Below are 26,179 nucleotides of genomic sequence, written 5' to 3' on the forward strand. Positions count from 1 at the left end.
CCCCGCGCAGCACATACCTATGCTCCGACCAACGAAATTATCGGGGGCTATACGAAACTTTCATACCGCTCGTGCCCGATGAAGGGACCCCTGGATGAAACGCGGTCTGATCCTCATGGCCACCGCCGTGCTCGTCGCCGGATGCGGCAGCGGCGGGAGTGGCGAGAGCGGCGGGCAGCCCGGCGGCTCGCAGCCCGGCCAGAAGCCCGCCAAGGTGACGCTGGAATGGTGGCACCTGTCCACCGCCGAACCGCTGAAGTCCCTGTGGGCGCAGCGGGCCAAGGACTTCGAGGCCGCGCACCCCGACGTCACCATCAAGGCGACGGTGCTGGAGAACGACGCCTACAAGGCCAAGCTGACCACGATCACCCAGTCGGGCAAGGCCCCCGACGTCTTCGTCACGTGGGGCGGCGGCGTGCTCAAGCAGCAGATCGACGCCGGCCTGGTCAAGGACGTCTCCGCCGACGTCGCCCCCGTGCTGGACACGTTCACCCCCGCGGCGCTGAGCGCGTACCAGTTCGACGGCAGGACGTACGGGCTGCCGACGGACATCGGGCTGGTCGGCTTCTGGTACAACAAGAAACTCTTCGCCAAGGCCGGCATCTCGGCCCCGCCCGCCACCTGGGCGGAGTTCCTCGACGACGTCAAGAAGCTGAAGGCGTCCGGCACCACCCCGATCGCGCTGGCCGGCAAGGAGAAGTGGCCGGGCCACTACTACTGGGCCTATCTGGCGATGCGCATCGCCGGCCTGCCCGCGCTCACGCAGGCGGGCGTGGACCACGACTTCACCAAGCCCGACTTCGTGGCCGCCGGTCAGCAGGTCAAGGCGCTGGCCGAGCTCCAGCCGTTCCAGAAGGGCTTCCTCGGCGCGGGCTACGGCACCCCCGACGGGCAGGCGGCCACGGTCTCCAACGGCAAGGCCGCCATGGAGCTGATGGGCCAGTGGGCGCCCGCCGTGCAGAAGGACTCCGGCAAGGGCCTCGGCGACGACCTGGGCTTCTTCCCCTTCCCCGCGGTCGAGGGCGGCAAGGGCTCGATCGGCGACGCCTTCGGCGGCGGCAACGGCCTGTCGGTGGGCGCGGACGCGCCCCCGCAGGCCGTGGAGTTCGTGGAGTTCATGACGCAGCTGGACCAGCACACCAAGGCCGTGGCGGCGGGCGGCGTGCTGCCGGTGCTCAAGGGCGAGGAGAGCGCGGTCAAGGACGCCAACCTCAAGCAGGTCGCGACCCTGCTGGCCGGGGCCTCCGGCTACCAGCTCTACCTGGACCAGGCCTACCCGCCGGCCGTCGGCCAGCAGGTCAACGACAGCGTGGCCGAGCTGATCGCCGGGACCAAGACGCCGGAGCAGATCGGCCAGGACATCAGCGAAGTGGCCAAGAGCGAATGACGACGCTGACCCGGGGGCCGGCGGCGGTCGCGCCGCCGGCCCCCGCCCCGCCGGGCCGGCGGCGCGGGCGCGCGGTGACGATCGCGCTGTTCCTGCTGCCCGCGCTGGTGCTCTTCGTCCTGCTGGTGGTGGCGCCGATCCTGGTGGCGGTCTACGCCAGCGCGTTCAAGTGGAACGGGTTCGGCGGGCTGCCCACCGAGTTCGTCGGGCTGGACAACTTCACCAGGCTGCTGTCGTCCGGCATCTTCGCCACCGACCTGTGGCACCTGGTGGTCCTGGTGCTGCTGTCGGTGCTGGTCCAGCTGCCGTTCTCGCTGGCCGTGGCGATGCTGCTGAACCAGCGCATCCGGGGGCGGGCGGTCTACCGGCTGGTGTTCTTCGCCCCGTACGTGCTGTCCGAGGTGATCACCGGCGTGCTGTTCTCGCTGATCCTCGCGCCGGACGGCGGGATGGCGAACCAGCTGCTGTCGGTGTTCGGGCTGGAGTCGGAGTTCCTGGCCGATCCGGACACCGTGATGCCCGCGCTCTTCCTGGTCATGACGTGGAAGTACTTCGGCTTCCACATGATGGTCTACCTGGCCGGACGGCAGGGCATCCCGAACGAGCTGATCGAGGCCGCGCAGATCGACGGCGCGACGCCCTGGAAGACGTTCCGGCACATCACGCTGCCGCTGCTCGGGCCGACGATCAGGATCAGCGTGTTCCTGTCGGTCATCTACACCATCCAGCTGTTCGACCTGGTCTGGATCCTCACCGGCGGCGGCCCGTCGCACTCCTCGGAGACGATGGCCGTCACCATGATGGAGTTCGGCTTCAAGCGCTCCCAGGTGGGTTACGCCAACGCGATCAGCGTCGTGATGTTCGCGCTCAGCCTCGTCTTCGCCCTCGTCTACCAGCGCGTGGTGATGCGCCGGGACCTGGCGGGCGCGACGACGTCCATGGGAGGCCGCCGATGAACCACGGAAGGCCGCCCGCGCGGCGGCGCCGTCCCACCCTGCCCCTGCACGCGATCGCCTGGATCGTCGGCGCGTTCATCCTGGCGCCGATCGTGTACGCGCTGCTCGGCGGGTTCAAGAGCAACAGCCAGCTCTCCGGCAACCCCTTCGGCCTGCCCGATCCCTGGGTGAGCGAGAACTACACCGACGTGCTGGGCTCGGGGTCGTTCTGGCGGCAGGTGTGGAACAGCACGTTCATCGCGGTCGCCACGACCGTGGTGATGGTCGGGCTGGCGGCGCTGGCCGCGTTCGTCTTCGCCAGGTTCGCCTTCCGGGGCAGGGAGGCGCTGTTCACGCTGTTCACCGCGGGGCTGATGTTCCCGTTCGCGGTGGCCATCCTGCCGATCTTCGTGCTGCTGCGCACGTTCGGGCTGCTGGACGACCCGCTCGGCGTCATCCTGACGCAGGCCGCCTTCGGGCTGCCGCTGACGATCATCATCCTGCGGGGGTTCTTCCGGAGCATCCCGGGCGAGATCGAGGAGGCCGCGATCATCGACGGCTGCTCGCCGTTCGGGTTCTTCTGGCGGATCCTGCTGCCGATGGCCCGCCCGGCCATGGCGACGGTCTCCGTGCTGGCCGTCGTGGGGAGCTGGAACAACTTCATGCTGCCCCTGGTGGTCTTCAGCGACGAGTCGAGCTGGACGCTGCCGCTCGGCATCCAGCAGTTCCAGGGCCAGTACGCCACCGACACCGCCCGCGTCCTCGCCTACCTGATCCTGGCCATGGTGCCGGCGCTCGGGTTCTACGCCATCGCTGAACGTCACCTGGTCGGTGGGCTCACCGCGGGTGCGACGAAAGGGTGAACATGCTCCACGTCTCAGGAAGCCGGCTCCTCACCCCCGAAGGCACGCCCGTCCGGCTCAGGGGGGTGGGCCTCGGGGGCTGGATGAACATGGAGAACTTCATCACCGGCTATCCCGCCAACGAGACCTCGATGCGCGCGGCGGTGACCGGCGTGCTGGGCGAGGAGCGGGCCGAGCTCTTCTTCGACCGGCTGCTCACCTCGTTCTTCACCGGCAGCGACGCCGGGCTGCTGGCCGGGCTCGGCATGAACTGCGTGCGCATCCCGGTCAACTACCACCACTGGGAGTCCGACGACCGGCCCATGGAGATCGACCCGAGGGGCTTCCGGCACCTCGACCGGGTGATCGGCCTGCTGGGCGAGCACGGCCTCTACAGCGTGATCGATCTGCACGCCCTGCCCGGCTCCCAGAACCAGCACTGGCACAGCGACAACCCGACGCACGTGGCGGCGTTCTGGCAGCACCGGCACTTCCAGGACCGGGCCGTGCACCTGTGGGAGGCGCTGGCCGACCACTACCGCGGTCATCCGTGGGTGGCCGGGTACAACGTGGTGAACGAGCCGGGCGACGTCTCGGGCAAGGTGGTCGGCCCGTTCTACGACCGGCTGGTCAAGGCCGTACGGGCCGCCGACCCGGACCACGTCCTGTTCCTGGACGGCAACACCTACGCCACCGACTTCTCGATGTTCCGGGAGATGTACGAGAACACGGTGTTCGTCATGCATGACTATGCCCTGGCCGGGTTCGCCCACGGCGGCCCGTACCCGGGGCTCACCAGAGGCGAGTGGTGCGACCGCGGCCAGTTGGAGGAGACCTTCGCCCGGCGGTCCCGGTTCCAGCGCGAGACCGGCACGCCGTTGTGGGTGGGCGAGTTCGGCCCGGTCTACACCGGCGACCCGGACCGGGACGCCCAGCGCTACCAGGTCCTGCGCGACCAGCTCGACATCTACGACGCCCACGACGCGGGCTGGTCGCTCTGGACGTACAAGGACGTGGGCCTCCAGGGCCTGGTGCACGCGTCGGGGGCGTACCTGGACAGGTTCGGCGCGTTCATCGGCAAGAAGCGGCGGCTCGGCGCGGACCGGTGGGGCTCGACCATGGAGGAGTGCGCCGACGTGCTCGCCCCGCTGCACCGGCTGGTCGAGACCGAGTTCCCGGACTGGGCGCCCTACCCGTGGGGCGCCCGCTACCAGACCGACGACCTGATCAGGCACATCCTCATCGCCCAGGCCCTGCTGCCCGAGTACGCCGGGCTGTTCAGGGGGCTCGGCGACGACGACCTGCTGGCCCTGGCCGACTCGTTCACGCTGGAGCAGTGCGTACGGCGTGAGCCGCTGCTCGACCTGCTGGCCGCCAATCTCACCGGGTGACAAACCGCTCATACAGTCGGGTGCGTCACACCACCGGGCAAACTATCGCCATCACTGCTTGCGCTAGGTATGCTTCGGCTGCCCTAATTTAGGTAAGCCTTTCCTCAGCCAGCAGGAGTGACGGTGTTCGCCAGCTACCTCATCGGACTGCGCGAGGGACTGGAGGCGACGCTCGTCGTCTCCGTCCTCATCGCCTTCCTCGTCAAGAGCGACAGGAAGGACAAGCTTCCCCAGGTCTGGACGGGCGTCGCCGCGGCGGTCGCGCTGTCCGTCGGCTTCGGCGCGCTGCTGACCTTCACCGCCGCCAACCTCGGGCACATGGGTCAGGAGCTGTTCGACGCGATCACCTCGCTGCTCGCCGTCGCGTTCGTCACCTGGATGATCTTCTGGATGCGGCGCACCGCCCGCGCGCTCTCCGGCGAGCTGCGGGGCAAGCTCTCCGACGCGCTGCAGATGGGCTCCCTCGCGGTGGTCGTGATGGCCTTCCTGGCCGTGGCCCGCGAGGGGCTTGAGACGGCGTTGCTGTTCTTCGCCGCCGTCCAGGGCGCGACCGCCACCATGGACCCCCTGCTGGGCATCGCGCTCGGCCTGCTCACGTCGGTGGTCATCGGCTGGGGGCTGTACAGGAGCGCGCTGAAGATCAACCTCACCAAGTTCTTCACCTGGACGGGCCTGCTGCTCATCCTGGTCGCCGCCGGCATCTTCAAGTACGGCGTGCACGACCTCCAGGAAGCCAACATCCTGCCCGGCCTGAGCTCCTACGCCTTCGACATCAGCGCCGTCCTGCCTGCCGATTCCTGGTACGGCGCGCTGCTTTCCGGCATGCTCAACATCACGCCGCAGCCGAGCATCGCCGAGGCCGTGGCCTGGATCGTCTACCTCGCGCCCACCCTCTTCCTCTTCCTGCTGCCACAGCGGGTGAAGACCACTCCCGCCTCCACCGCACCCGCGGCCTGAACAGGAGCATCATGCGTACCGCCATCAGCCTGTCCTTCGGCGCGCTCGCCCTCGCGGGCCTGACCGCGTGCGGCTCGGGCACCACCGCCACGGAGGCCGCCAAGGGTCCGGCCGCCGCGCCCGGCAAGATCACCGTGGCCGCGTCCGACACCGAGTGCAAGGTCGCGACCTCCGAGATCGCGGCGGGCACGAGCACGTTCACGATCACCAACGGCGGCTCCAAGGTGACCGAGTTCTACGTGTACGCCCCCGGTGACCGGGTGATGGCCGAGGTCGAGAACATCGTGCCCGGCCTGACCAGGGAGCTGGTCGCCGAGCTGCCGGCCGGCGCGTACGAGACCGTCTGCAAGCCCGGCATGGTGGGCAAGGGCATCCGCAACGCGCTGAAGGTGACCGGCGAGCACAAGGCGCTCACCTCCGACGCCCAGCTCGCCGACGCCGTCGCCAGCTACAAGCGCTACATCAAGGCGCAGAGCGACACGCTGCTGGTCAAGACGCAGGAGTTCGTGGACGCCGTCAAGGCCGGCGAGATCGACAAGGCCAAGGAGCTGTACCCGGTCTCGCGGACGTACTGGGAGCGCATCGAGCCGGTCGCGGAGATCTTCGGCGACCTCGACCCGGCCATCGACGCCCGCGAGGCCGACCTGGCCGACGGCGAGGAGTGGACCGGGTTCCACCGGATCGAGAAGGATCTGTGGATCAAGAAGGACATCAGCAAGGACGGCCCGGTCGCCGACAAGCTGATCGCCGACGTCAAGACCATCGTCCAGAAGTCCAACGCCGCCGAGCTGACCCCGCTCAACCTGGCCAACGGCGCCAAGGAACTGCTCGACGAGGTGGCCTCCGGGAAGATCACCGGCGAGGAGGACATCTGGTCGCACACCGACCTGTGGGACTTCGACGCCAACCTCCAGGGCTCCAAGGCCGCCGTGCAGTCGCTGCGCCCGGTGCTGGAGCAGCGCTCCCCCGACCTGGTCAAGACGCTGGACGAGAAGTTCGCCGCCGCGGAGGCCGCGCTGGGCGCGCACCAGAAGGGCGACGGCTGGAAGCTGCACGACGAGCTGTCCAAGGCCGAGCTGAAGGCCCTGTCCGACGCGATCAATGCGCTGGCCGAGCCGATCAGTAAGATCGCACCGGTCATCGCCAAGTAACGGGAGGTGGGGGCGTTGTCGCAGGCCGGCGGGCGGATGAGCCGCCGCAAGCTGTTCGGGCTGGGCGCCGCGGGCGCGGCCGTGCTCGGGGCGGGGGCGGTGACGACCAGGTCGCTGCTGGAGGAGCCGCCGGTCGCGCACGCCGCATCGACGTCCGATCCGTTCCCGTTCTACGGGCAGCACCAGGCGGGCGTCGTCACGCCCGCCCAGGACCGGCTGCACTTCGTCGCCTTCGACGTCATCACCGACAAGAAGGCCGAGCTGGTCGATCTGCTCCAGGAGTGGACGGCCGCGGCGGCCCGGCTGACGCAGGGCAAGGAGGCCGGGGCGTTCGGCGCGGTGGGCGGGGCGGCCGAGGCGGCGCCCGACGACACCGGCGAGGCGCTGGGGCTGCCCGCCTCGGGGCTGACGCTGACGATCGGGTTCGGGCCGTCGCTGTTCGACGACCGGTTCGGGCTGGCGGGCAAACGACCGGCCGCGCTGGCCGACCTGCCGAAGTTCCCCGGCGAACAGCTCATCCCGGAGATCTCGGGCGGGGACATCTGCGTCCAGGCGTGCGCGCACGACCCCCAGGTGGCCGTGCACGCCATCCGCAACCTGGCCAGGATCGGCTTCGGCAAGGTCTCGGTGCGCTGGTCGCAGCTCGGTTTCGGCCGTACGTCGTCCACGTCGCGGGCCCAGGCCACGCCGCGCAACCTCCTGGGCTTCAAGGACGGCACCAACAACATGAAGCTGGAGGACGCCGACCTGCTGCGCGACCACCTGTGGGCGAGCGGCTCGGACGGCCCCGCCTGGATGGCGGGCGGCACGTACATGGTCACCAGGAAGATCCGCATGACGATCGAGACCTGGGACCGCGCCTCACTCGCCGAGCAGGAGCAGATCTTCGGCCGGGACAAGGGCGAGGGCGCGCCGCTGGGCGGGAAGGCCGAGTTCGACCCCGTGGACTTCGCCGCCAAGGGCCCCGACGGGCAGCCGATGATCAAGGACGACTCGCACGTCAAGCTGGCGCACCCGAGCAACAACGGCAACGCCCACCTGCTGCGCCGCGGCTACAACTTCGTCGACGGCTCCGACGGCCTCGGCCGCCTGGACGCCGGGCTGTTCTTCATCGCCTACCAGCGCGACCCGCGCAAGCAGTTCGTGCCCGTGCAGATGAACCTGGCCCGGCACGACGCGCTCAACGAGTACATCAAGCACGTCTCCAGCGGCCTGTTCGCCTGCCCGCCCGGCGTCCAGGACGCGGGCGACTACTGGGGCCGCACCCTGTTCGCCTGACCCTGCTCGGCGCCCGCCGTCAGCGGTGGCGGGCGCGCGAGGCCTGGGCGTGGGCGCGGTTGGCGCAGCGGGTCGAGCAGAACTGCCGCTTGCCCGGCCGGCTGCGGTCGACGAAGGCGTCGGTGCACGGCGTGGCCGCGCACTGGCGCAGCCGTTCCCAGTCGCCGGCCGCGGCCAGCTCCAGCAGCTCGGTGACGGCCCGCACGGCGAGCCGGCCCGCCGCCGTCGCCCCGTCCGGCGCGACCAGCCGCAGCCGGGGCACGCCGCCCGCGTGCTCCACCGCCGCCCGCGCCGGCAGCCGGGCCACCCACTCCGCCAGCGCCCCCGCCCGGCCGCCGGGCTCGGCGGCCAGCACCGCCCGCAGCCGCTCGCGCACCTCTCTGACCTCCCGCAGGTCCTCCTCGCCGAGCCCATGGTCGTTCTCAAGCGGTTCGCCCAGTTCGCGGCAGAAACGGCGCAGCTCCGCCACGTCGGGCAGCCGCTCGGGATCGTCCAGGTACTCGTCCCACGTGTTGGCCAGATCGACGGCCACGAGACCCGTCTCGATGAACTGGCGCATCCCTCACCCTCCTGCTACCGTCACGACTATGAGCACTATAACCCCTGACAGAAAACTGACCGTTCTGGACGCGCCGTCCAACCTCGGCCTGCGTCCACTCGCCGAGGATGTCATCCCCGGCTGCTACAAGGCTCCCTGGGCGTTGCGGGACAACGGGCTGGTCGCCCGGATCGGCGCGGCCGACGCGGGCGCGCTGGTCCCGCCCCGCTACGTGGCCACCTGGAAGCCCGGCGACGGCGTGCGCAACGGCGCGGCCATCGCCGCCTACACCCGGCGGCTGGCCGACCGCGTGGCCGGGATCAGAGCGGACGGCGGCTTCCCCGTCCTGCTCGGCGGCGACTGCTCGATCCTGCTCGGCCCCGCGCTCGCCCTGCGCAGGACGGGCCGCTACGGGGTGGCCTACCTCGACGCCCACACCGACTTCCGCCACCTCGGCAACTCGCCCCACGTCGGCGCGGCGGCCGGCGAGGACCTGGCCCTGGTGACCGGCCGCGGCGACGACTACCTGACCGACATCGACGGCCTGCGCCCGTACGTCCGGGACGAGGACGTCATCGTGCTCGGCGTCCGGGACGACGACGACGTCCAGGAGCTCGCCGCCGACGGCATCGCCTTCGTCGCCGGGACCGACATCCCCCTGGAGGCCGCCGAACGCATGCTCGTGCGCGACGACCTGGACGGCTTCTGGATCCACGTGGACGCCGACGTGCTCGACCCGTCCGTGCTGTCGGCCGTCGACTCGCCCACCCCCGGCGGCCTGACCGGCGACCAGCTCGCCGGCCTGCTCCGCGGGCTGCTCGCGCTGCCCGGGGCGGCCGGGATCCAGTTCACCATCTTCGACCCCGACCTCGACGAGGACGGCAGCCAGGCGGCCACCCTGACCGACATCCTCGTCTCAGCCCTGACCTGACCCTTGGCCGTCCGGGGCGGAGCCGTCCGCCCACAGGATGCGGAAGACGGGATGACCAGCGGCGATCCGGCGGAAACGGTCCAGCGGCGCCTTCGGGCCGAGGCCGAGGTGGGGCCGCGCGCCGGGCGCCACGGCGGCGTAGCGGCGCAGGATCTCGGCGCGGCGCCCGACCGGGACCTCCGCCAGCCTGATCGGCGCCGCCCGCCCGCGACGCCGCAGCACGGCCCGGCCGCCGGCGGCCCGGACGTTGAGCACCCAGTTCGCCTCCGGCCCGAGCATGGAGACCAGGTACTCGCCGCCCTCGTGCCGGGCGACCGCGACGGGCACCGACGTGAGCGCCCCGCTGCGGCGTCCCACCACCTGGAGCACCGCCCCCTGGGGCAGCGGCAGCCACCGGGAGGCGTAGGTCAGCGCGTCGAGCCGGTTCATCGCCCGCATGAGCGCGTCGGGCCGCCCGCCCCGGTACATCAGGCGCTTGAGCGCCCCCGGCCACCGGGCGACGTGGATCACCGCGCCCTCCTCCACAGCAGCACGACCGCCACCAGCCCCGGGAGCAGCGGAAGGACCTGCAGCCAGCCGAGCAGCGGCGCCAGGCCGACCTCGCCGTTGGTGTCCCGGACGGTCAGGCCCGCGAGCGCGAAGCACGACGCCACCACGAACAGCCCGGCCCCCAGCCACCGGGCCCACCCTCTGCCCGCCCCGGCCGCCCGGACGGTGACGAGCCAGCCGGCCAGCCCGAGCGCCCCCACGACCGAGAGGATCACCGTGTACGTGGTGACCCCCTCGTCGATCTTCCCCGGCCCCAGCTCCGGATAGCCCGCCCTGAGGTACTCGGCCAGCCCGGAGCGGTAGGCGAAGGCGAAGAGGGTGACGAGCACCGTGAGCGCGGCGCCGCCGTACAGCAGGGCGGAGGCTCCGCGCGGCTTCCCTGTCATGACATGGGTCCCTTCTGGACGACATTCTTACAAAGTATGTTTTGACTATACTTACCACGTAAGAATCGAGAAAGGGCACCATGTCCCCGAAGCGCACCCGCGGCCAGAACGCCGGCCTGACCCGGCAGGCCATCCTGCGGGCGGCGCTGGCGCTGGCCGACCGCGAAGGGCTGAAGGCGCTGTCCATGCGCCGCATCGGCCAGGAGCTCGGGGTCGAGGCCATGTCCCTCTACCAGCACGTCGCCAGCAAGGACGCGCTGCTCGACGGCCTGGTCGAGCAGGTCGTCACGCAGGCCGCGCCGCTGCTGGCCGAGGCCGCCTCATGGCAGGAGGCCCTGCGCGAGTACGCCCACGCGCTGCTGCGGGCGCTGCTCGCGCATCCGAACGTCGTCCCCCTGGTGGTCAGCCGTCCCGCGATCACGCCCGGGAACCTGCGCCTGATGGAGGAGGGGCTGCGGGTGCTGCGCGCGGCGGGGCTGCCGCCGGACCGCGCGCTGGACATGCTCTACGCCGTGACCGGTTTCGTCGTCGGCCACGTCGCCGTCCTGGCCGCCGGTGAGGTCGCCGGTGGGACCGAACGGGCCGCGCCCGCGATGCGCGACATCCCCGAGCCGGATCTGGTGGAGACCCCGCTGCTGGCCGAGGCCACCCGGGCGCGGCGCGCCCAGCCGTCCTCGGGGACCGACCGCCGCTTCGTCTTCGCGCTCGAAGCCATGCTCCGCGGCTTCGGCGGCGAACCCGGCGAAAGCGGCGAACCCTGACGGACGCGGCGAACCCTAGCGGAAGACGTACCCGCTCGTGCTGGTGCGGCCGGCGGCGTTCGTGGCGGTGACCGAGGTCCACGGGCCGGGCGGGACGTAGGGGGCCCACGCCGACTCTGGGCGGCCCGGCCCGTGCCACCGCTGTGCCACGCCGACCTCACGGCCGCCGGGCGAGGCGAAACGCAGGGTGCCGCCGCGCAGGTTGTAGCCCTCGACGGTGATCCCGGGCCGTCCGTCCCGTTCCTCGCGGTAGGCGTTCACGATGATCGGCTCCCGGCCACCGTTCGCGATGTCGTCGGCCAGCGACGGGGTGGACGGGCTCGCCTGGCAGGTGAAGAAGGGCTCCCAGCCATAGGAGATGATCTTCGCGGCGTGCCCGCCCGTCGCCATGATCTGCTGGTCGAGCCGGGCCTTGCTGGTACGCCCCCGCAACGGCAGCGGCTCGACCCGCCCGCACTCGCCGTCCGCAGGGGCTGGCTCGAAGCCCTCGACGTTGACCCACAGCTCGACCCCGGCGGGCACGCTGCCGGCCGCCGCCTCGATGTAGTCCCTGGTGGGCCCGTAGTACCCGTCGGCGTTGCGCACCCGCCCGACCACCGGGACGAGCCGGGGGGCGACCATGGACCCGCCCTCCTCGATCCCGTGCACGGGGACCTTGCCCGTGCCCCGCCCGTCCTGCACGGCGACGGCCATGGGCGCGCCGGCGCGGGTGGCGGCGATGCCGGCCAGCCCGCCGGGCACCTGGCCGGGCGGGAAACCGCGGCCCCTGCGGGCGTCGATGTAGGGGCTGACCAGGATCTTCCGGCCGGGCAGCGCGGCTGCGACCGCCGCGTGCTGGGCCGCGTACAGGGCGAGGACGGGGTCGCGCGGCCCCCGTTCGCGCATGGCCAGCTCGAACGACTGGTAGACCCCGCCGAAGGCGGCCGACCCGCCGAACCGCTCGCGGTAGCCGGCCAGCACCCGCGCGGTGAAGGCGTTCAGCGCGGCGAGGTGCGCGAGGTCGGGCTCCCACGGCTTGCCCCGCCGCTGCGGCGCGGCGGGCAGCCCGGGGAACACCCGCATCCCGTACGCCGCCGCCTCCTCGACCAGGTTGCCCAGCCCGTCGCCGTCGGTGGAGACCAGCACCAGGTCCTGGACGCGCGCGGCGCACGACGCGGCCAGCGACACGCGGTAGAAGACCCGCCCGCCGCTGTCGATCCGCCGGTCGAGGCCCGGGCAGCGCAGCACGGAACGCCCGAACTCCTCGCTGGTCACGTACGTGTAGACGTGCCGGACGCGTTTGCCGGGCACCCGCGCGCAGGGCCGTCCGTCCACCCGGCAGGCGGCGAACTCCGGCTCCATCGGCCCGGCGTCGAACCGCGGCCCGAACGTGACGAGCGTGTCGCCGCCGAGCGAGTGGATCGCCTCCACCGTCCGCCGCGTGACGCACACGTCGGCCCGCGGCATGACCCAGTAGCCGGTGATCGCGTACGGCGAGGTCACCCGCGTGTCCCTGGACGGGCACCCGTCGTCGCCGGCGCCGGGCCCGGCCGGGACCACGACGAGGACGGCGAGAACCGCCATCACGACCAGCCACCGTAACCGGCGCACCCTTGCTCCCCTCGACGTACCGACCAGAGTAGGCATCTACCCGATCCGCGGCCGGTAGTGCCCCGGCGCCGGTCGGCCGCGGGGCGGCACGGACAATGGGGTCATGGTGAGCATCGACCTCAGCGGCAGGACGGCGCTGGTCACGGGCTCGACCCAGGGCATCGGGGCGGCCATCGCGACCGGCCTGGCACGGGCGGGCGCGCGCGTCGGCGTCAACGGCCGCAGCGAACGCTCGGTGGCCGCGGCCATCGAGCGCATGGACCACCGCGGCCTGGTCGCCGCGCCCGGCGACGTCGCCACCGACGAAGGGCTCCAGCGGGTGCTCGGCTCGCTGCCGCAGGTGGACATTCTCGTCAACAACCTGGGCATCTTCGAGGCCAGGCCGGCGCTGGAGATCGACGACGCGGAGTGGCGGCGCTTCTTCGAGGTCAACGTCCTGTCGGCGGTGCGCCTCACGCGCGCCTACCTGCCCGGCATGATCGAGCGCGGCTGGGGCCGGATCCAGTACATCGCCAGCGACTCGGCCATCGTCACGCCCACCGAGATGATCCACTACGGCATGAGCAAGACGGCGCTGCTGGCCGTCTCGCGCGGGTTCGCCAAGGAGGCCGCCGGCAGCGGGGTGACGGTCAACTCGGTGATCGCCGGGCCCACGCACACCGGCGGCGTGGAGGAGTTCGTCTACCAGCTCGTGGACCGGGAGCTGCCGTGGGAGGAGGCGCAGCGGGCGTTCATGCGCGAGCACCGTCCGCAGTCACTGCTCCAGCGGCTGATCGAGCCCGAGGAGATCGCCAACATGGTCGTCTATCTCAGCTCGCCGCTCGCCTCGGCGACCACCGGCGGCGCCCTGCGCGTGGACGGCGGCTACGTGGACGCCATCCTGCCCTGACCGCCCGCCCGCGCTCAGTACGACTGGAGCTCGATCAGGTTGCCCTCCGGGTCGCGCAGATGTGCGGTGCGCAGGCCGGGCCCCCAGGCGGGCCGGTCCTGCGGCGGCGCGGCGACGGTGGCGCCCAGTCCGACGAGCCGGTCGGCCTCGCCGTCGACGTCGTCGACCCGCATCACCAGCATCACCGCGTCCTGGGCGCCCGCCGCCGGCAGCCCGGACGTGCCGACGACCTCGGCGACGCGGTCGCGGCCGAAGAGCACGAGTCCGGCCTGGCCGTCGATGTCCCAGTTGGCGTAGGCGGCCTCCGTCAGCACCTTCACCGGCTCCAGCCCGAGGGCGGCCCGGTAGAAGGCGACGCTCGCCGGGAAGTCGCGCACCAGCAGCCGAGGGTAGAGAGCGTCCATCCTGATCCTCCGAAATTAGTGGGTAGTCACCAACTATTGGGAACAACCTACACTTCTCGACGAGATGGAACTGCCACCCACCCTGCTCGGGACGACCACCTTCGTGCTGCACAAGGTCGGCGTCGCCAACCGGCGCGCCCTGGCCGCGCGGCTCACCGCCGACACGGGGCTGAGCCTGTGGGAGTTCGCGGCGCTGGCCACGCTCGACGACTTCGGCCCGGCCGCCCAGCGGGAGGTCGGCGACCGGCTGGGCCTCGACCCGAGCGACATGGTCCGCCTGATGGACGGCCTCATGGCCGAAGGGCTGGCCGCCCGGGAGCGCGACCCCGCCGACCGCCGCCGCTACCGGATCTCGCTGACCGCCGCCGGCCGGGACGCCCTGGAACGGGCCCGCGCGGTGGTCGCGGACGTCGAACGCGAGACGCTCGCCCCGCTGACGGACGCCGAGCGCCGCGACCTCCACAGCCTGGTGATGAAACTTTTCTCACCCTGACAAATCCCATAACTCACGTCAACTGACGAACAACTGTCACAACAACTGCCCTCTTTGCACAAAGAATCAGATCATGTTAGATGGAGGGCAAGCTCCGGGAGAGAGGACCGGGCATTGTGACGCTGATCCTCGATGGCGTCCGCGTACGGCAGCGCGGGGAGACCTGGCTCGACGACATCCACCTGGAACTACCTCATGGACTGACCACCCTCGTCGGCCCGATGAACTCGGGAAAGACCACGCTCATGCGGGTCGCCGCCGGGTTGCAGCCGCCCGATTCGGGGCGGGTGCTGGTCAACGGAAATGACGTCACCTCGATTTCCGTGCGAAAGCGCTCGATCGCCTTCGTCTATCAGCAATTCATCAATTACCCGTCCCTCACCGTTTACGAGAACATCGCCTCGCCGTTGCGGCTGGACCGGTCGTACCGCAAGGACGGCATCGACCGGCGGGTGCGGGAGGTGGCCGCGGTCATGGGCCTCGGCGACCTGCTGGGCCGCAGGCCCGCGGAGCTGTCGGGCGGCCAGCAGCAGCGCACGGCGATCGCCCGCGCGCTGGCCAGGCCCGTGGACGTGCTGCTGCTCGACGAGCCGCTGGCCAACCTCGACTTCAAGCTCCGCGAGCAGTTGCGCGAGGACCTCAGGCGCATGTTCACCGGCTCGCCGGGCGTCGTCCTGTACTCGACCGCCGACCCGAACGAGGCCCTGACCTTCGCCGCGCCCGCCGTGGTGCTCGGCGAGGGCCGGGTGCGGCACGTCGGCGACCCGGCCACCATGTACGCCGAGCCGCCCACGCTCGCCGTCGCGGCCACACTCAGCGACCCGCCGCTGAACCTGCTGCCCGGCACGGTCAGGGACGGCCGCATCGAGGTCATGGGCGCCTCCTTCCCCGCGCCGGGCGCCGCCGCCTCCGGCCAAGGGGTCGTGCTGGGCATCCGCCCCCACCAGGTGACGATCGCCAGGACCGGCCCCGGCCTGCTGGAGCTGCCCGCCGAGATCAGGCTGGCCGAGGTGACCGGCGGCGCGACGTTCCTGCACCTGCTGCTGGCGGGACGCCGGCACCTGGTGGCCCACCTGCCGGGCACCCGCCCGTTCACGCCGGGCCAGGCGGCCACCGCGTACGTGGACCCGCGGCACGTCTTCGTGTTCGACGAGGCCGGCGGCCGATTACCGGTCGCCCCGGCGGCGGGGGCGGGACGGCATGGCTGACATCCGCCTGGAAGGCGTGGGCCACAGCTACGACGGCGGCCGCACGTGGGCGCTCCGGCCGACGACCTGGACCTGGCGCGGCGGCCGGGCCTACGCCCTGCTCGGCCCGAGCGGCTGCGGCAAGACGACGCTGCTGAACATCGTCTCGGGGCTGCTCACGCCCACAGTGGGCCGGATCTGGTTCGACGACCGCGAGGTCACCGGGGTCCCCACGGCCGGCCGCGACATCGCGCAGGTCTTCCAGTTCCCCGTCCTGTACGAGGAGATGTCCGTCTACGACAACCTGGCCTTCCCGCTGCGCAACAGGAAGGTCCCGGCCGAGGAGGTCCGCCGGCGCGTGCTGCGCGTCTCGGCCATGCTGGGCCTGGACGACGTGCTGCGCCGCCGGGCGCGCCGGCTCGACCCGGGCCGCAAGCAGATCGTCAGCCTGGGCCGCGGCCTGGTGCGCGAGCAGGTGGCGGCCGTGCTGCTCGACGAGCCGCTGACCGTGGTGGACCCGGCGCTGAAGTGGACGTTGCGCAGCAAGCTCAAGGAGATCCACCGCGACACCGGCCACACCCTGGTCTACGTCACCCACGACCAGACCGAGGCGCTGACCTTCGCCGACGAGGTGGTCGTGCTCAACCACGGCGAGATCGTACAGGCCGGGGAGCCGGCCGAGCTGTTCCTGTCGCCCGCGCACGAGTTCGTCGGCCACTTCATCGGCTCCCCCGGCATGAACGTGCTGCCCGCCGAGATCGACGGCGACGTGGTCAGGATCGGGGACTCGAAGGCCGGCGCAGTGGTCGGCGCAGTGGCCGGCGCGCTGCCGCCGGGGCCGGTGCGGATCGGCGTGCGGCCCGAGTTCGTCCGGGTCGGCGGGCCGCCCGCCGGGCCCGGCGTGGCGGCCAGGGTGACCCGGATCGACCGCATGGGCTCGCACGACCTGGTGCGCGCCGAGGTCGGCGGCCATCCGGTGATCGCCAGGACCGAGGCGGGCTCGTCCTGGACGCCGGGCGCGGTCGAGTTCCTGCATTTCCCCGCGGACCGGACGTTCCTGTTCCGCGACGAGGTCAGGTGCGGCTCGCTCGCACCCCTGGACGGAAGGGGGCAGGCGTGACCGACCGGACCGCCGTCGCGGGCAGCCAGGCCGATGGCGAGGTCGTACCGGCCGCCGCCGCGCCCGCCGCCGCAGAGGCCGCCGGGGCCGCCGGGCCGCGCGCCGATCCCCGTCCGCGGAACAACCGGGCCTGGCTGCTGGTGCTGCCGGTCGTGGTGTCGGTGGCCTTCACCGCGGTGATCCCGCTGATGACCGTCGTGAACTTCTCCGTCCAGGACGTCTTCAGCCCGGTGGACCGGGTGTTCGTCGGCCTGGACTGGTTCCGGCAGATCGCCCGCGACCCCGAGGTGCGCGCCGCGCTCGTGCGCACGCTGCTGTTCTCCGCGCAGGTGCTGCTGGTGGAGGTCCCGCTCGGGGTGGCCATCGCGGTCTGCATGCCGCGCCGCGGGTTCTGGGTGTCGGTGGCGCTGGTGCTGGTGGCGCTGCCGCTGCTCATCCCGTGGAACGTCGTGGGCACGATCTGGCAGATCTTCGCCCGCGGCGACATCGGGCTCGGCGGCTGGGTGGTCAACAACGTGCTGCGCGTCAACTTCAACTACACGCTCGACTCGGCCGACGCCTGGATCACCGTCCTGGTCATGGACGTGTGGCACTGGACGCCGCTGGTGGCGCTGCTGGCCTACGCCGGGCTGCGGTCGATCCCGGAGCCGTACTTCCAGGCGGCGCAGATCGACGGCGCGTCGGCGTGGGCGACGTTCCGGCACATCCAGCTGCCGAGGCTGCGCGGGGTGCTGACGATCGCGATCCTGCTGCGGTTCATGGACAGCTTCATGATCTACACCGAGCCGTTCGTGGTGACCGGCGGCGGGCCGGGGAACGCGACCTCGTTCCTGAGCATCCTGCTGTCGAAGATCGCCGTCGGCCAGTTCGACCTGGGCCCGGCGGGCGCGTTCTCGCTGCTGTACTTCCTGCTCGTGCAGATCGCCTGTTACGTCTTCTTCACCGTGCTGACCAGGTCGGGGAGGTGAGTCCCACGCGCCACCGGCTGCCGTGGGCGCGCACGGTCTTCTGGCTGTACGCCGCCACGCTGATGTTGCCGCTGCTGTGGATGTTCGGCATGTCGATCCGCCCGAACGAGGACATCCTGGGCAGCTTCTCGCTGATCCCGCAGCGGGTGACCTTCGACAACTACGTCACGTTCTTCACCGACCCGTCGTGGTATTCGAGCTACCTCAACTCCATCGTCTACACCTCGATGAACGCGGTCATGTCGCTCGTCGTGGCGCTGCCGGCGGCGTACGCGTTCTCGCGGTTCCGCTTCGCCGGGGACAAGCACCTGTTCTTCTGGCTGCTGACGAACCGGATGGCGCCGCCGGCGGTGTTCCTGCTGCCGTTCTTCCAGATCTACCAGGCGGTCGGGCTGTTCGACACGCATCTGGGCGTGGCGATCGCGCACATGCTGTTCAACGTGCCGCTGGCGGTCTGGATCCTGGAAGGCTTCATGTCGGGGATCCCCCGGGAGATCGACGAGACCGCGGCGATCGACGGATATTCGCTGCCGCGCTTCTTCGTCCGGATCTTCCTGCCGATGATCCGGTCCGCGCTCGGCGTCACCGCGTTCTTCTGCTTCATGTTCAGCTGGGTGGAGCTGCTGATCGCCAGGACGATCACGTCGGTGGACGCCAAGCCCATCGCGGCCACCATGACGCGGACGGTGAGCGCGGCGGGCGTGGACTGGGGGCTGCTGGCCGCGGCCGGCGTGCTGACCATCGTCCCGGGGGCCGTCGTCATCTGGTTCGTGCGCAACTACATAGCCAAGGGGTTCGCCCTGGGGAGGGTCTGACCGTGCAGTGGATGGTGTGGACGGCCCCCACGGCCCTGGTGTTCGCCGGGCTGGCGCTGCTCCTGTGCGTGATGGCCGTCTGGGCGCGGATCTCGCCGCCCGTGGCCAGGCGCGGGTTCCTGCGGATCGAGACCGACCGGGGCGACCGGCTGTACATCGGCCTGATCAGCGCGGCCGTCGTGCTGGCCCTGTGGATTGCAGTCACCGACCTGTCCATGTGGGCGGCGCTCGGCGTCGCGCTGCTGGTCATGGTCGTGATCGGGATATGGGGCTGAGAGGAAGAGGAGCCAGGCGATGAGGCATGCGGTGGGTGTGGCGGCGGCGGTCGTGGCGGCGCTGGCCCTGGTGGCGGCCGGTTGCACGGGCGGCGGCGAGGAGAAGCCGAAAAGCGACTTCAAGGAGGCCGACGGCAGGGCCGCGGCGCAGCGGTGGGTGTCGGCGGAGTTCACCCCGAGCACCCTGTCCAAGGACCGGCAACTGGCGGAGATGGACTGGTTCATCAAGGCGGCGGCGCCGTACCGGGGCATGCAGATCAACGTGGTGTCCGAGACGATCACCACGCACGAGTACGAGTCGCAGAAGCTGGCCAGGGCGTTCACCGAGATCACCGGGATCAGGGTCAAGCACGACCTGATCCAGGAGGGCGACGTCATCGAGAAGCTCCAGACGCAGATCCAGGGCGACCAGAACATCTACGACGCCTACGTCAACGACTCCGACCTCATCGGCACCCACTCGCGCGGCACGTACGTGTTCCCGCTGTCGGACTACATGGCCGGAGAGGGCAGGAACGTCACCTCCCCCACCCTCGACCTGGACGACTTCATCGGCATCAGCTTCACCACCGGCCCCGACAAGAAGATCTACCAGCTCCCCGACCAGCAGTTCGCGAACCTCTACTGGTTCCGCTACGACTGGTTCACCGACCCGGCGATCAAGAAGCAGTTCAAGGACGCCTACGGCTACGACCTGGGCGTGCCGGTCAACTGGGCGGCCTACGAGGACATCGCCGACTTCTTCAGCAACAAGGTCAACGGCAACGGGACCGTCGACGGCCGGAAGGTCTACGGCCACATGGACTACGGCCGCAAGGACCCCTCGCTGGGCTGGCGCTTCACCGACGCCTGGTTGTCCATGGCGGGCAACGGCGACCCCGGCATCCCCAACGGCCTGCCGGTGGACGACTGGGGCATCCGGGTGGAGAACTGCCGTCCGGTGGGCTCGTCGGTCACCCGCGGCGGCGACACCAACGGCCCGGCCTCGGTGTACGCGCTCACCAAGTACGTGGACTGGCTGAAGAAGTACGCGCCCCGCGAGGCCGCCGGCATGAACTTCAGCGAGGCGGGCCCGGTCCCGGCGCAGGGCAACATCGCCCAGCAGATCTTCTGGTACACCACGTTCACGGCCGACATGACCAAGAAGGGCCTGCCGGTCGTCAACGACGACGGCACCCCCAAGTGGCGCATCGCGCCCAGCCCGCACGGCGTCTACTGGAAGGACGGCAACAAGCTCGGCTACCAGGACGCCGGCTCGTGGACGCTGCTCAACAACACCCCGAAGGACCGCAGGGCCGCGGCCTGGCTCTACGCCCAGTTCGTCACGTCCAAGACGGTGTCGCTGAAGAAGTCGATCACCGGGCTGACCTTCATCCGCGACTCCGACATCAAGAGCGACTACTTCAAGGACAACGCCGCCAAGTACGGCGGCCTGATCGAGTTCTACAACTCCCCCGCCCGCAAGCAGTGGACGCCGACCGGCACGAACGTGCCCGACTACCCCAAGCTGGCCCAGCTCTGGTGGCAGAACGTGGCCACCGCCGTCACCGGCGAGACCACCCCGCAGCAGTCGATGGACAACCTGGCCAGGCAGCAGGACGAGATCCTGGCCCGGCTGGAACGCCTGTCGCGCGAACGCCAGGGCTACGGCGGCCAGTGCGCGCCCAAACTGAACCCCGAGCGTCCGGCCCAGTACTGGTTCGACCAGCCGGGCGCGCCCGCGCCGAAGCTGGCCGACGAGCGTGGCGAGCCGGCCACGCTCGACTACGACAAGCTCATCGCCCGGTGGAAGGCGGGCGGCTGACCAGCTCCCGCGCCAGCCAGTCGAAGGCGCGCTCCTGCATGGGCACGTCGAAGCAGTGCGGGGACGGCGCGAACACGGCCTCGTAGCGGCCGGGGGCGTCGCGGTAGCGCTCGCCGATGCGGGCGTGCGCGCGGCGCATCCCGGCCTGCGGGAACAGGTCGTCGCGCAGGGCGTACTGGACCATGAGGGGGGCGGGGGCGCGGGCGGCCACCAGGTCGGGCCAGTCGCCCAGCCGCGACAGGCCCGGCGGGTAGAACATCCAGGTGTGCCGCTCGACGTGGCCGCCGGCCAGCAGGTCCGGGTAGGTCGAGACCATCGCGGCGACCACGACCGCCCGCACCCGCGGGTCGAAGGCGCCGAGCAGCGCGGCCCGCAGTCCGCCGCCCGACACGCCGGCGCAGCCGACCTCGCCGACGTCCGGCCTGGAGCTCAGGTACGCCGCGGCGGCCAGGTCCTCGCCCGCCACCACCCCGGCGAACGAGGTGCCCAGCAGGGCGCAGTGCTTGGCCACGACGTGCTCGTGCCGGGCCGCCGCGCGGTCGTACCGGTCGGGGAGGCCGCCCTCCCCCTCCGGGACGTCGAGCGCGAAGCGGCGGCTGCCCCAGGTCAGCACGTCGTGGGCGAGCACGGCGAAGCCGCGGCGGGCCAGCTCGCCGGCGAAGGCGCGGCCGCCGTAGACGTCCCGCCGCAGCCGCCGGACCTCGGCCGACGGCCCTTCCGGGCCGTCGGCGATCTTCTCCTTGCCCGCCCACTTCATGCCCGCGTGGCAGTGCAGCGCCACCACGCCGGGCAGTGGGCCGCTGTGGTCGCGCGGTCTCAGCAGGTACGCCCGGGTACGCGGCCCGAACCCGACCGTCCACGACAGTTCCTCGCCGTGCAGGTCGCCGTCGGTCCAGGTGCGCTCGACCCGCACGTCCGCGGCGGTCAGGGCGGGCACCCCGATCGCCTGCCGGGCCGCGGCCCGCAACTGCGGCCCCGGCAGGGACGGGAACAGCTCCCACTGCCCGCCGACGACCTCGGCCAGCTCCCCGAACACCGCCGGGGCGGACCCGTCAGGCAAGGCGGGTGCCGGTGTCCGCCAGGCGCACGGGGGCGCCCGAGGCGGCCGACAGGTTGGCCGCGACGCCGGTCAGGACGCTGCGGATGCCGTCCAGGTAGCCCGCCTGCCGGGCCAGCGGGTCGCCGGTCGGGCCGCGGAACACGTCGTCCAGCAGCAGCCGGTCGCCGCCGCCGTGGCCGCCCGCGCCCGCCTCGATCGGCACCTCGCGCGGCTCGGCCCAGTGGGGGCGCAGGGTGAGCCGCTCCCACGCCCCGGCGGCGTGCTCCTTGGACGCGGCGCTCGGGTCGATCGCCGCGTGCGGCGGCGTCCAGGCCCGCTCGACCACCTCCAGCTCCAGCCGTCCCGCCGTCCCGTTGAAGGCCACCCGGTAGCCCTCGAAGGGCGCGTGGGCGTTCAGCGAGTACGTCAGCAGCGCCCCGCTGTCGTACCGGACCAGGACCGCCATGTTGTCGTCGATGGTCACGCCGTCGCCGAAGACGTCCTGGTCCCGGACGTAGCCGTCCTCGTGCTCGGCGTCCAGGTAGAGGCGCTTGAGCCGGGGATCGGCGGCGATGTCCAGGATGAACGGGTCGCTGCCGAGGCCGGGCGCGCCCCGGCCGCGTTCTGGACGGTCGGCCAGCCCCCGCGACCGCGCGTTGGCCGAGCCGTAGAAGCGCAGCGAGGTCTGCGCGAAGACGGTCTCCGGCGCCGCCCCGAGCCACCAGTTGACCAGGTCGAAGTGGTGGGTGGACTTGTGCACGAGCAGGCCGCCGGAGCTGGCCCGGTCGCGGTGCCAGCGGCGGAAGTAGTCCGCGCCGTGGATGGTGTCGAGCGTCCACTCGAAGTGCGCGGACGTCACCTCGCCGATCGCGCCGTCCATGAGCAGGCGGCGCACGGCCGAGTTGCGCGGCGAGTACCGGTAGTTGAAGGTGACGATCAGCCTGCCGGTGCTCCGCCGGGCCGACTCGGCGATGGCCGCGCAGCTCCCGGCGTCCACGGTGAGCGGTTTCTCCACGATGACGTCGCGGCCCGCGTCCAGGGCCGCGCACACGTAGCGGGCGTGCGCGGCGTCCACGGTCGCGACCACGACCGCGTCGGCGAGTTCGAGCACCTTGCCGAACTCGGCGGGGGCGAAGCACGGCACCTCGTGGCCGATCCGCTCGGCGTAGTAGTCCATGCGGGTCCGGTTGGTGTCGCACAGGGCGACGACGGTGCCGGTGTCGCGCCACTCGCCGAGCAGCGCGTCGACGTACAGCTGCGCGCGGTGCCCGAGCCCGACGAACGCGTACCTCATGGTCGTCCTCTCAGCCGCCGAGGGCGGCGTTGGCCTCGGTCAGGAACTTCTGGGCGGCGGCGTCGGGAGCCATCCGGCCGAAGATGACCTCCTCGGTGTACCGCTTGAGCATGTCCTCCAGGGCGCTGGCGCCCTTCGGCGGCGCGGCGGGCGGGTCGGCCAGCTCGCCCTTGATGGAGTCGACGAACTGCAGCGTCTTCTGGTCCGCGGGCGGCAGCTTGTCCTTGACGGCGGCCAGGACCTTCGAGCTGGCGGGCAGGCCGCGGTCGCTGAGGATGATCCCGCCGACCTCGGCGTCGTTGATCATGAAGTCGATGAACTTGGCGGCCTCGGCGGCGTGCTCGCTCTTGGCGGAGGCGGTGTAGAACATCGCCGGCTGGAGGAACATGCCGCCGCTGGTGGCGCCCTCCGCCTTGGGCAGGCGCAGCAGGCTCATCTCCTTGCCCGACGCCTTGGCGACCGCGCCGAGCTGGTTGCTCCACCACATGCCGGACGCGCCGGTGTTGGTGGCCAGCAGCGACTGGTCCACGCTGGTCGCGCCGACCTCGGCGGTCTTGGCGGCGTCGGGGCTGCCCTTGGCCTTGATCGTGTCCAGCATGACCTGCCACCAGGCCACGATCGTCTCGGGCGTGACGGCGATCTTGTTGCCCTGGTAGAAGGGCTCGCCGCGCTGTGCGGCGAAGATCTGCAGGAAGGCGGGGTTCCAGTTGAGCTGGGTGCCGTAGACCGTGCCGCCGCCCTTGGCGGTGATCTTCGAGCTGAGGTCGACGTAGTCCTTCCACGTCCACTTCGTGTCGTCGGGCACCTTCTGCCCGGCCGACTCCACCAGGGCCGGGTTGAGCACCACCGAGAAGACGTTCGCGCCGGTGGGGACGGCGAACTGCTTGCCGTCGATGCCGCCGGTGCCGAGCAGCTTGGGGTCGATGTCGGCGGTCTGGACCTTGCCGGTCAGGTCGGCCAGCGTGCCGCGGTCGGCGTACTCGCGAAGGCCGCGGATCTCCAGGGTGATGACGTCCGGGGCGTCGCCGGCGGCGACCTTCGTGGACAGCGTCTCGTAGTAGCTGGCGAAGTCGGAGAACTCGCCCTCGACGTCGATGCCCGGGTTCTTGGCCTCGAACTTCTTGATGGCCTCCTCGGTCATCTTCTGCCGCGCGTCGCTGCCCCAGTAGGAGAAGCGCAGCTTGACCTTCCCGCCGTCGTCGCCGCCGCTGCCGCAGGCCGCGGTGACCGCCAGCACGGCGGTGGCGAGCAGGGCCGCCGACCACGTCTTCTTGCCAGAGCTCACGGCTCTACCTCCTGTGGGATTCGTCTGTGTCGGGGGGTGGGGGAACTACTTCAGTCCCGTGGTGGCCACACCACGGATCAGGTACTTCTGGCCGGCCAGGAAGAAGCCGAAGATGGGCCCGAGCGCGACGATCGACATGGCGAACATCGGGCCCCACGACGAGTCGCTGCTGGCGTCGAGGAAGGTGCGCAGCGCCACCGGAGCGGTGAAGTTGTCCGGGTTGTTGAGGTAGAGGAGCTGGCTGAGGAAGTCGTTCCACGTCCAGATGAACGTGAAGATCGCCGTCGTGGCCAGCGCCGGGGTGCAGAGCGGGATGATCACCCTGATGAACGTGCGCCAGTAGCCGGCGCCGTCGATCTCGGCGGCCTCGTCCAGCTCCCTGGGGAGCGAGCGGATGAACTGCACCATCAGGAACACGAAGAACGCGTCCGTGGCCAGCACCTTCGGCATGACCAGCGGCCAGATCGTGTTGATCAGCCCGAGCTTGGAGAACATGACGTACTGCGGCACGATCAGCACGTGGTGCGGCAGCATGATCGTGCCCAGCATGAGGGTGAACCACAGCTTCTTGAGCGGGAAGTTCAGCCGGGCGAAGGCGTAGGCGGCCAGCGAGCAGGCCACCAGGTTCGCCACCACCGACAGCACGGTGATCACCGCGGAGTTCCACAGGTAGTAGCCGAAGGGGTGCTTCAGCGCGGTCCAGCCCTCGGTGTAGTTCTCCAGCGTGACCTCGCTCGGCCACAGGCCGGGCTGCCGGAAGATCAGCTCCTCGGGCTTGAGCGAGCTGGAGATCATCCACAGCAGTGGATAGAGCATGACCAGGCCGAACCCGATCAGCAGCACGTGCTTGACCACCCGGCCGCCCCTGAGCGGGCGGAACAGGACGGGCAGCGGCCTACTTGGTGTCGCCATAGAAGACCCAATACTTGGACGCGAGGAAGTTCACCCCGGTGAGACCGGCGATGATGAGCAGCAGGACCCACGCCATGGCGGCCGCGTAGCCCATGTCGAAGCTCTTGAAGCCCTTGAGGTAGAGGTAGAGCGTGTTGAACATCGTGGAGTCGGCCGGCCCGCCCGAGCCGCCGCTCACGATGAACGACTGCGTGAACGACTGGAACGACTTGATGATCTCCAGCACCAGGTTGAAGAAGATGATCGGCGTCAGCAGCGGCAGCGTGATCGACCGGAACTGGCGGAACCTGCCGGCGCCGTCCACCGCGGCGGCCTCGTAGTAGCTGGCGGGGATCTGCCGCAGCCCGGCCAGGAAGATGATCATCGGGGCGCCGAACGTCCAGACGTGCAGGATGATCAGCGTGCCGAGGGCGGTGTCGGGGTCGCTGACCCAGCCGGGCCCCTGGATCCCGAAGACCGCCAGCACGGCGTTGACCAGGCCCTCGGCTCCGAAGACCTTGCGCCACAGGATCGCGATCGCCACGCTGCCGCCCAGCAGCGAGGGCAGGTAGAAGATCGACCGGTAGAGCGGCAGGCCGCGCAGCCCGCGGTCGAGCACCAGGGCCAGCGCGAGCGCGAAGGCCAGTTGCAGCGGCACGGAGACGACCACGTAGATCGTCGTCACCTTCAGCGAGTTCAGGTAACGGGGATCCTCGGTGAACATCTTGACGTAGTTGTCGAACCCGACCCACTTGGCCTCCTCCAGGAGGTTGTAGTCGGTGAACGACAGGTAGAGCGAGGCGACGATGGGACCGATCGTGATGACGAGCAGACCGGCGAACCAGGGCGCCAGGAACAGGTAGGCGGCCCGCGCCTCGCGGCGGGAACGTCTGGACGCGCGACGGTCTCCCCGCTCGGGCGGGGTCGCGGCGTCCGGGAGTCTCACCGCCACCGAGTCAGCCATGACGGAACTCATTCGTCATCACGGACCTTCCGGCGAGATGTGAATGGATAGCGCT

General features: G+C 70.9%; 27 protein-coding genes. 17 read left to right on the forward strand and 10 right to left on the reverse strand.

Annotation, left to right across the window (positions count from 1 at the left end; genetic code table 11):
- Nucleotides 1-94 precede the first annotated feature (94 nt).
- From AB0J46_RS01945 to efeB, 7 genes are all read left to right on the forward strand, one after another.
- Nucleotides 95-1,387 carry an extracellular solute-binding protein gene (locus AB0J46_RS01945; RefSeq protein WP_364325077.1) on the forward strand — a complete coding sequence of 431 codons (1,293 nt, stop codon included), beginning with the start codon at nucleotides 95-97 and terminating at the stop codon, nucleotides 1,385-1,387.
- A complete protein-coding gene (locus tag AB0J46_RS01950) occupies nucleotides 1,384-2,343 on the forward strand; it encodes a sugar ABC transporter permease (RefSeq protein WP_364325080.1) in 960 nt (319 codons plus the stop codon). The genes AB0J46_RS01945 and AB0J46_RS01950 overlap by 4 nt, the downstream gene beginning before the upstream one ends.
- Nucleotides 2,340-3,185 carry a carbohydrate ABC transporter permease gene (locus tag AB0J46_RS01955; protein ID WP_364325083.1) on the forward strand — a complete coding sequence of 282 codons (846 nt, stop codon included), beginning with the start codon at nucleotides 2,340-2,342 and terminating at the stop codon, nucleotides 3,183-3,185. The genes AB0J46_RS01950 and AB0J46_RS01955 overlap by 4 nt, the downstream gene beginning before the upstream one ends.
- A gap of 2 nt (nucleotides 3,186-3,187) precedes the next feature.
- Nucleotides 3,188-4,555 (forward strand): cellulase family glycosylhydrolase, encoded by a 1,368-nt coding sequence (locus AB0J46_RS01960; RefSeq protein ID WP_364325086.1) that lies wholly within the window; start codon nucleotides 3,188-3,190, stop codon nucleotides 4,553-4,555.
- A gap of 123 nt (nucleotides 4,556-4,678) precedes the next feature.
- The gene (gene efeU, locus AB0J46_RS01965) at nucleotides 4,679-5,512 is read left to right on the forward strand and encodes an iron uptake transporter permease EfeU (RefSeq protein ID WP_358283236.1); all 834 of its coding nucleotides are present in this window, start codon (nucleotides 4,679-4,681) and stop codon (nucleotides 5,510-5,512) included.
- Nucleotides 5,513-5,523: 11 nt separating this feature from the next.
- Nucleotides 5,524-6,663: an iron uptake system protein EfeO gene (efeO, locus tag AB0J46_RS01970; RefSeq protein ID WP_364325089.1), complete on the forward strand. Its 1,140-nt coding sequence runs from the start codon at nucleotides 5,524-5,526 to the stop codon at nucleotides 6,661-6,663.
- Nucleotides 6,664-6,678: 15 nt separating this feature from the next.
- Nucleotides 6,679-7,941, forward strand: a complete 1,263-nt coding sequence (gene efeB / locus AB0J46_RS01975; RefSeq protein WP_364325092.1) for an iron uptake transporter deferrochelatase/peroxidase subunit — start codon at nucleotides 6,679-6,681, stop codon at nucleotides 7,939-7,941.
- Between the two features lie 19 nt (nucleotides 7,942-7,960).
- Here efeB and AB0J46_RS01980 read toward each other — a convergent pair whose 3' ends face one another.
- Entirely contained in the window at nucleotides 7,961-8,500 is a 540-nt protein-coding gene (locus AB0J46_RS01980; protein WP_364325095.1) for a CGNR zinc finger domain-containing protein, read from the reverse strand.
- A 28-nt stretch (nucleotides 8,501-8,528) separates the two neighbouring features.
- Between AB0J46_RS01980 and AB0J46_RS01985 the strand changes: the two genes are divergently transcribed.
- A complete protein-coding gene (locus AB0J46_RS01985) occupies nucleotides 8,529-9,410 on the forward strand; it encodes an arginase family protein (protein ID WP_364325098.1) in 882 nt (293 codons plus the stop codon).
- Here the strand turns inward: AB0J46_RS01985 and AB0J46_RS01990 are convergent.
- On the reverse strand, nucleotides 9,396-9,920 hold the full coding sequence (locus AB0J46_RS01990; protein WP_364325101.1) for a nitroreductase/quinone reductase family protein: 525 nt from the start codon (nucleotides 9,918-9,920) through the stop codon (nucleotides 9,396-9,398). The two genes, AB0J46_RS01985 and AB0J46_RS01990, sit on opposite strands and share 15 nt — an antisense overlap.
- On the reverse strand, nucleotides 9,917-10,345 hold the full coding sequence (locus AB0J46_RS01995; protein ID WP_364325104.1) for a hypothetical protein: 429 nt from the start codon (nucleotides 10,343-10,345) through the stop codon (nucleotides 9,917-9,919). The genes AB0J46_RS01990 and AB0J46_RS01995 overlap by 4 nt, the downstream gene beginning before the upstream one ends.
- Before the next feature lie 80 nt (nucleotides 10,346-10,425).
- On the opposite strand from AB0J46_RS01995, the gene AB0J46_RS02000 reads away from it, so the two are divergent.
- Complete coding sequence (locus AB0J46_RS02000) at nucleotides 10,426-11,106, forward strand: TetR/AcrR family transcriptional regulator C-terminal domain-containing protein (RefSeq protein ID WP_364325107.1); 681 nt, start codon at nucleotides 10,426-10,428, stop codon at nucleotides 11,104-11,106.
- A 15-nt stretch (nucleotides 11,107-11,121) separates the two neighbouring features.
- Here AB0J46_RS02000 and AB0J46_RS02005 read toward each other — a convergent pair whose 3' ends face one another.
- Nucleotides 11,122-12,696 carry a hypothetical protein gene (locus AB0J46_RS02005; RefSeq protein ID WP_364325110.1) on the reverse strand — a complete coding sequence of 525 codons (1,575 nt, stop codon included), beginning with the start codon at nucleotides 12,694-12,696 and terminating at the stop codon, nucleotides 11,122-11,124.
- Between the two features lie 106 nt (nucleotides 12,697-12,802).
- Between AB0J46_RS02005 and AB0J46_RS02010 the strand changes: the two genes are divergently transcribed.
- Nucleotides 12,803-13,585 (forward strand): SDR family oxidoreductase, encoded by a 783-nt coding sequence (locus AB0J46_RS02010; protein ID WP_364326151.1) that lies wholly within the window; start codon nucleotides 12,803-12,805, stop codon nucleotides 13,583-13,585.
- Between the two features lie 14 nt (nucleotides 13,586-13,599).
- Here the strand turns inward: AB0J46_RS02010 and AB0J46_RS02015 are convergent, their stop codons facing one another.
- A complete protein-coding gene (locus tag AB0J46_RS02015; RefSeq protein ID WP_364325113.1) occupies nucleotides 13,600-13,989 on the reverse strand; it encodes a VOC family protein in 390 nt (129 codons plus the stop codon).
- Between the two features lie 64 nt (nucleotides 13,990-14,053).
- Between AB0J46_RS02015 and AB0J46_RS02020 the strand changes: the two genes are divergently transcribed.
- The 7 genes from AB0J46_RS02020 to AB0J46_RS02050 all read left to right on the forward strand — a co-directional run bounded on the left by AB0J46_RS02020 (nucleotide 14,054) and on the right by AB0J46_RS02050 (nucleotide 20,651).
- The gene (locus AB0J46_RS02020; RefSeq protein ID WP_364325116.1) at nucleotides 14,054-14,482 is read left to right on the forward strand and encodes a MarR family transcriptional regulator; all 429 of its coding nucleotides are present in this window, start codon (nucleotides 14,054-14,056) and stop codon (nucleotides 14,480-14,482) included.
- Nucleotides 14,483-14,598: 116 nt separating this feature from the next.
- Nucleotides 14,599-15,690, forward strand: coding sequence for an ABC transporter ATP-binding protein (locus tag AB0J46_RS02025; protein ID WP_364325119.1), 1,092 nt, complete (start codon nucleotides 14,599-14,601; stop codon nucleotides 15,688-15,690).
- Entirely contained in the window at nucleotides 15,683-16,789 is a 1,107-nt protein-coding gene (locus AB0J46_RS02030) for an ABC transporter ATP-binding protein (protein WP_364325122.1), read from the forward strand. Before AB0J46_RS02025 ends, AB0J46_RS02030 begins: the two co-directional genes overlap by 8 nt.
- On the forward strand, nucleotides 16,786-17,757 hold the full coding sequence (locus tag AB0J46_RS02035; RefSeq protein WP_364325125.1) for a sugar ABC transporter permease: 972 nt from the start codon (nucleotides 16,786-16,788) through the stop codon (nucleotides 17,755-17,757). The genes AB0J46_RS02030 and AB0J46_RS02035 overlap by 4 nt, the downstream gene beginning before the upstream one ends.
- A 62-nt stretch (nucleotides 17,758-17,819) precedes the next feature.
- Nucleotides 17,820-18,572, forward strand: a complete 753-nt coding sequence (locus tag AB0J46_RS02040; protein WP_364326154.1) for a carbohydrate ABC transporter permease — start codon at nucleotides 17,820-17,822, stop codon at nucleotides 18,570-18,572.
- Between the two features lie 11 nt (nucleotides 18,573-18,583).
- Nucleotides 18,584-18,847: a DUF2160 family membrane protein gene (locus AB0J46_RS02045; RefSeq protein WP_357991604.1), complete on the forward strand. Its 264-nt coding sequence runs from the start codon at nucleotides 18,584-18,586 to the stop codon at nucleotides 18,845-18,847.
- Nucleotides 18,848-18,866: 19 nt separating this feature from the next.
- The gene (locus AB0J46_RS02050; protein WP_364325128.1) at nucleotides 18,867-20,651 is read left to right on the forward strand and encodes an ABC transporter substrate-binding protein; all 1,785 of its coding nucleotides are present in this window, start codon (nucleotides 18,867-18,869) and stop codon (nucleotides 20,649-20,651) included.
- Here AB0J46_RS02050 and AB0J46_RS02055 read toward each other — a convergent pair.
- Genes AB0J46_RS02055 through AB0J46_RS02075 form a run of 5 tightly spaced genes read right to left on the reverse strand, consistent with a single transcriptional unit; the run spans nucleotide 20,623 to nucleotide 26,124 of the window.
- Entirely contained in the window at nucleotides 20,623-21,711 is a 1,089-nt protein-coding gene (locus AB0J46_RS02055; protein WP_364325131.1) for a hypothetical protein, read from the reverse strand. The two genes, AB0J46_RS02050 and AB0J46_RS02055, sit on opposite strands and share 29 nt — an antisense overlap.
- Nucleotides 21,704-22,984, reverse strand: coding sequence for a Gfo/Idh/MocA family oxidoreductase (locus tag AB0J46_RS02060; RefSeq protein ID WP_364325134.1), 1,281 nt, complete (start codon nucleotides 22,982-22,984; stop codon nucleotides 21,704-21,706). The genes AB0J46_RS02055 and AB0J46_RS02060 overlap by 8 nt, the downstream gene beginning before the upstream one ends.
- A gap of 10 nt (nucleotides 22,985-22,994) precedes the next feature.
- Nucleotides 22,995-24,269 carry an extracellular solute-binding protein gene (locus AB0J46_RS02065; protein WP_364325137.1) on the reverse strand — a complete coding sequence of 425 codons (1,275 nt, stop codon included), beginning with the start codon at nucleotides 24,267-24,269 and terminating at the stop codon, nucleotides 22,995-22,997.
- Nucleotides 24,270-24,314: 45 nt separating this feature from the next.
- Nucleotides 24,315-25,181: a carbohydrate ABC transporter permease gene (locus AB0J46_RS02070; protein ID WP_352319678.1), complete on the reverse strand. Its 867-nt coding sequence runs from the start codon at nucleotides 25,179-25,181 to the stop codon at nucleotides 24,315-24,317.
- Nucleotides 25,165-26,124 carry a sugar ABC transporter permease gene (locus AB0J46_RS02075; RefSeq protein ID WP_364325140.1) on the reverse strand — a complete coding sequence of 320 codons (960 nt, stop codon included), beginning with the start codon at nucleotides 26,122-26,124 and terminating at the stop codon, nucleotides 25,165-25,167. Before AB0J46_RS02075 ends, AB0J46_RS02070 begins: the two co-directional genes overlap by 17 nt.
- Nucleotides 26,125-26,179: the final 55 nt, after the last annotated feature.

This window comes from Nonomuraea sp. NPDC049758 (genome assembly GCF_040674635.1).
In the GTDB taxonomy this organism is placed as follows: domain Bacteria; phylum Actinomycetota; class Actinomycetes; order Streptosporangiales; family Streptosporangiaceae; genus Nonomuraea.

Bases quoted from the DNA above. Each gene is read 5' to 3' on its own strand.
- AB0J46_RS01945 (WP_364325077.1), top strand. From the start codon at position 95: ATGAAACGCGGTCTGATCCTCATGGCCACCGCCGTGCTCGTCGCCGGA.
- AB0J46_RS01950 (WP_364325080.1), top strand. From the start codon at position 1,384: ATGACGACGCTGACCCGGGGGCCGGCGGCGGTCGCGCCGCCGGCCCCC.
- AB0J46_RS01955 (WP_364325083.1), top strand. From the start codon at position 2,340: ATGAACCACGGAAGGCCGCCCGCGCGGCGGCGCCGTCCCACCCTGCCC.
- AB0J46_RS01960 (WP_364325086.1), top strand. From the start codon at position 3,188: ATGCTCCACGTCTCAGGAAGCCGGCTCCTCACCCCCGAAGGCACGCCC.
- efeO (WP_364325089.1), top strand. From the start codon at position 5,524: ATGCGTACCGCCATCAGCCTGTCCTTCGGCGCGCTCGCCCTCGCGGGC.
- AB0J46_RS01980 (WP_364325095.1), bottom strand. From the start codon at position 8,500: ATGCGCCAGTTCATCGAGACGGGTCTCGTGGCCGTCGATCTGGCCAAC.
- AB0J46_RS01985 (WP_364325098.1), top strand. From the start codon at position 8,529: ATGAGCACTATAACCCCTGACAGAAAACTGACCGTTCTGGACGCGCCG.
- AB0J46_RS01995 (WP_364325104.1), bottom strand. From the start codon at position 10,345: ATGACAGGGAAGCCGCGCGGAGCCTCCGCCCTGCTGTACGGCGGCGCC.
- AB0J46_RS02000 (WP_364325107.1), top strand. From the start codon at position 10,426: ATGTCCCCGAAGCGCACCCGCGGCCAGAACGCCGGCCTGACCCGGCAG.
- AB0J46_RS02015 (WP_364325113.1), bottom strand. From the start codon at position 13,989: ATGGACGCTCTCTACCCTCGGCTGCTGGTGCGCGACTTCCCGGCGAGC.
- AB0J46_RS02020 (WP_364325116.1), top strand. From the start codon at position 14,054: ATGGAACTGCCACCCACCCTGCTCGGGACGACCACCTTCGTGCTGCAC.
- AB0J46_RS02030 (WP_364325122.1), top strand. From the start codon at position 15,683: ATGGCTGACATCCGCCTGGAAGGCGTGGGCCACAGCTACGACGGCGGC.
- AB0J46_RS02040 (WP_364326154.1), top strand. From the start codon at position 17,820: ATGTTGCCGCTGCTGTGGATGTTCGGCATGTCGATCCGCCCGAACGAG.
- AB0J46_RS02045 (WP_357991604.1), top strand. From the start codon at position 18,584: ATGGTGTGGACGGCCCCCACGGCCCTGGTGTTCGCCGGGCTGGCGCTG.
- AB0J46_RS02050 (WP_364325128.1), top strand. From the start codon at position 18,867: ATGAGGCATGCGGTGGGTGTGGCGGCGGCGGTCGTGGCGGCGCTGGCC.
- AB0J46_RS02060 (WP_364325134.1), bottom strand. From the start codon at position 22,984: ATGAGGTACGCGTTCGTCGGGCTCGGGCACCGCGCGCAGCTGTACGTC.
- AB0J46_RS02070 (WP_352319678.1), bottom strand. From the start codon at position 25,181: ATGGCGACACCAAGTAGGCCGCTGCCCGTCCTGTTCCGCCCGCTCAGG.
- AB0J46_RS02075 (WP_364325140.1), bottom strand. From the start codon at position 26,124: ATGGCTGACTCGGTGGCGGTGAGACTCCCGGACGCCGCGACCCCGCCC.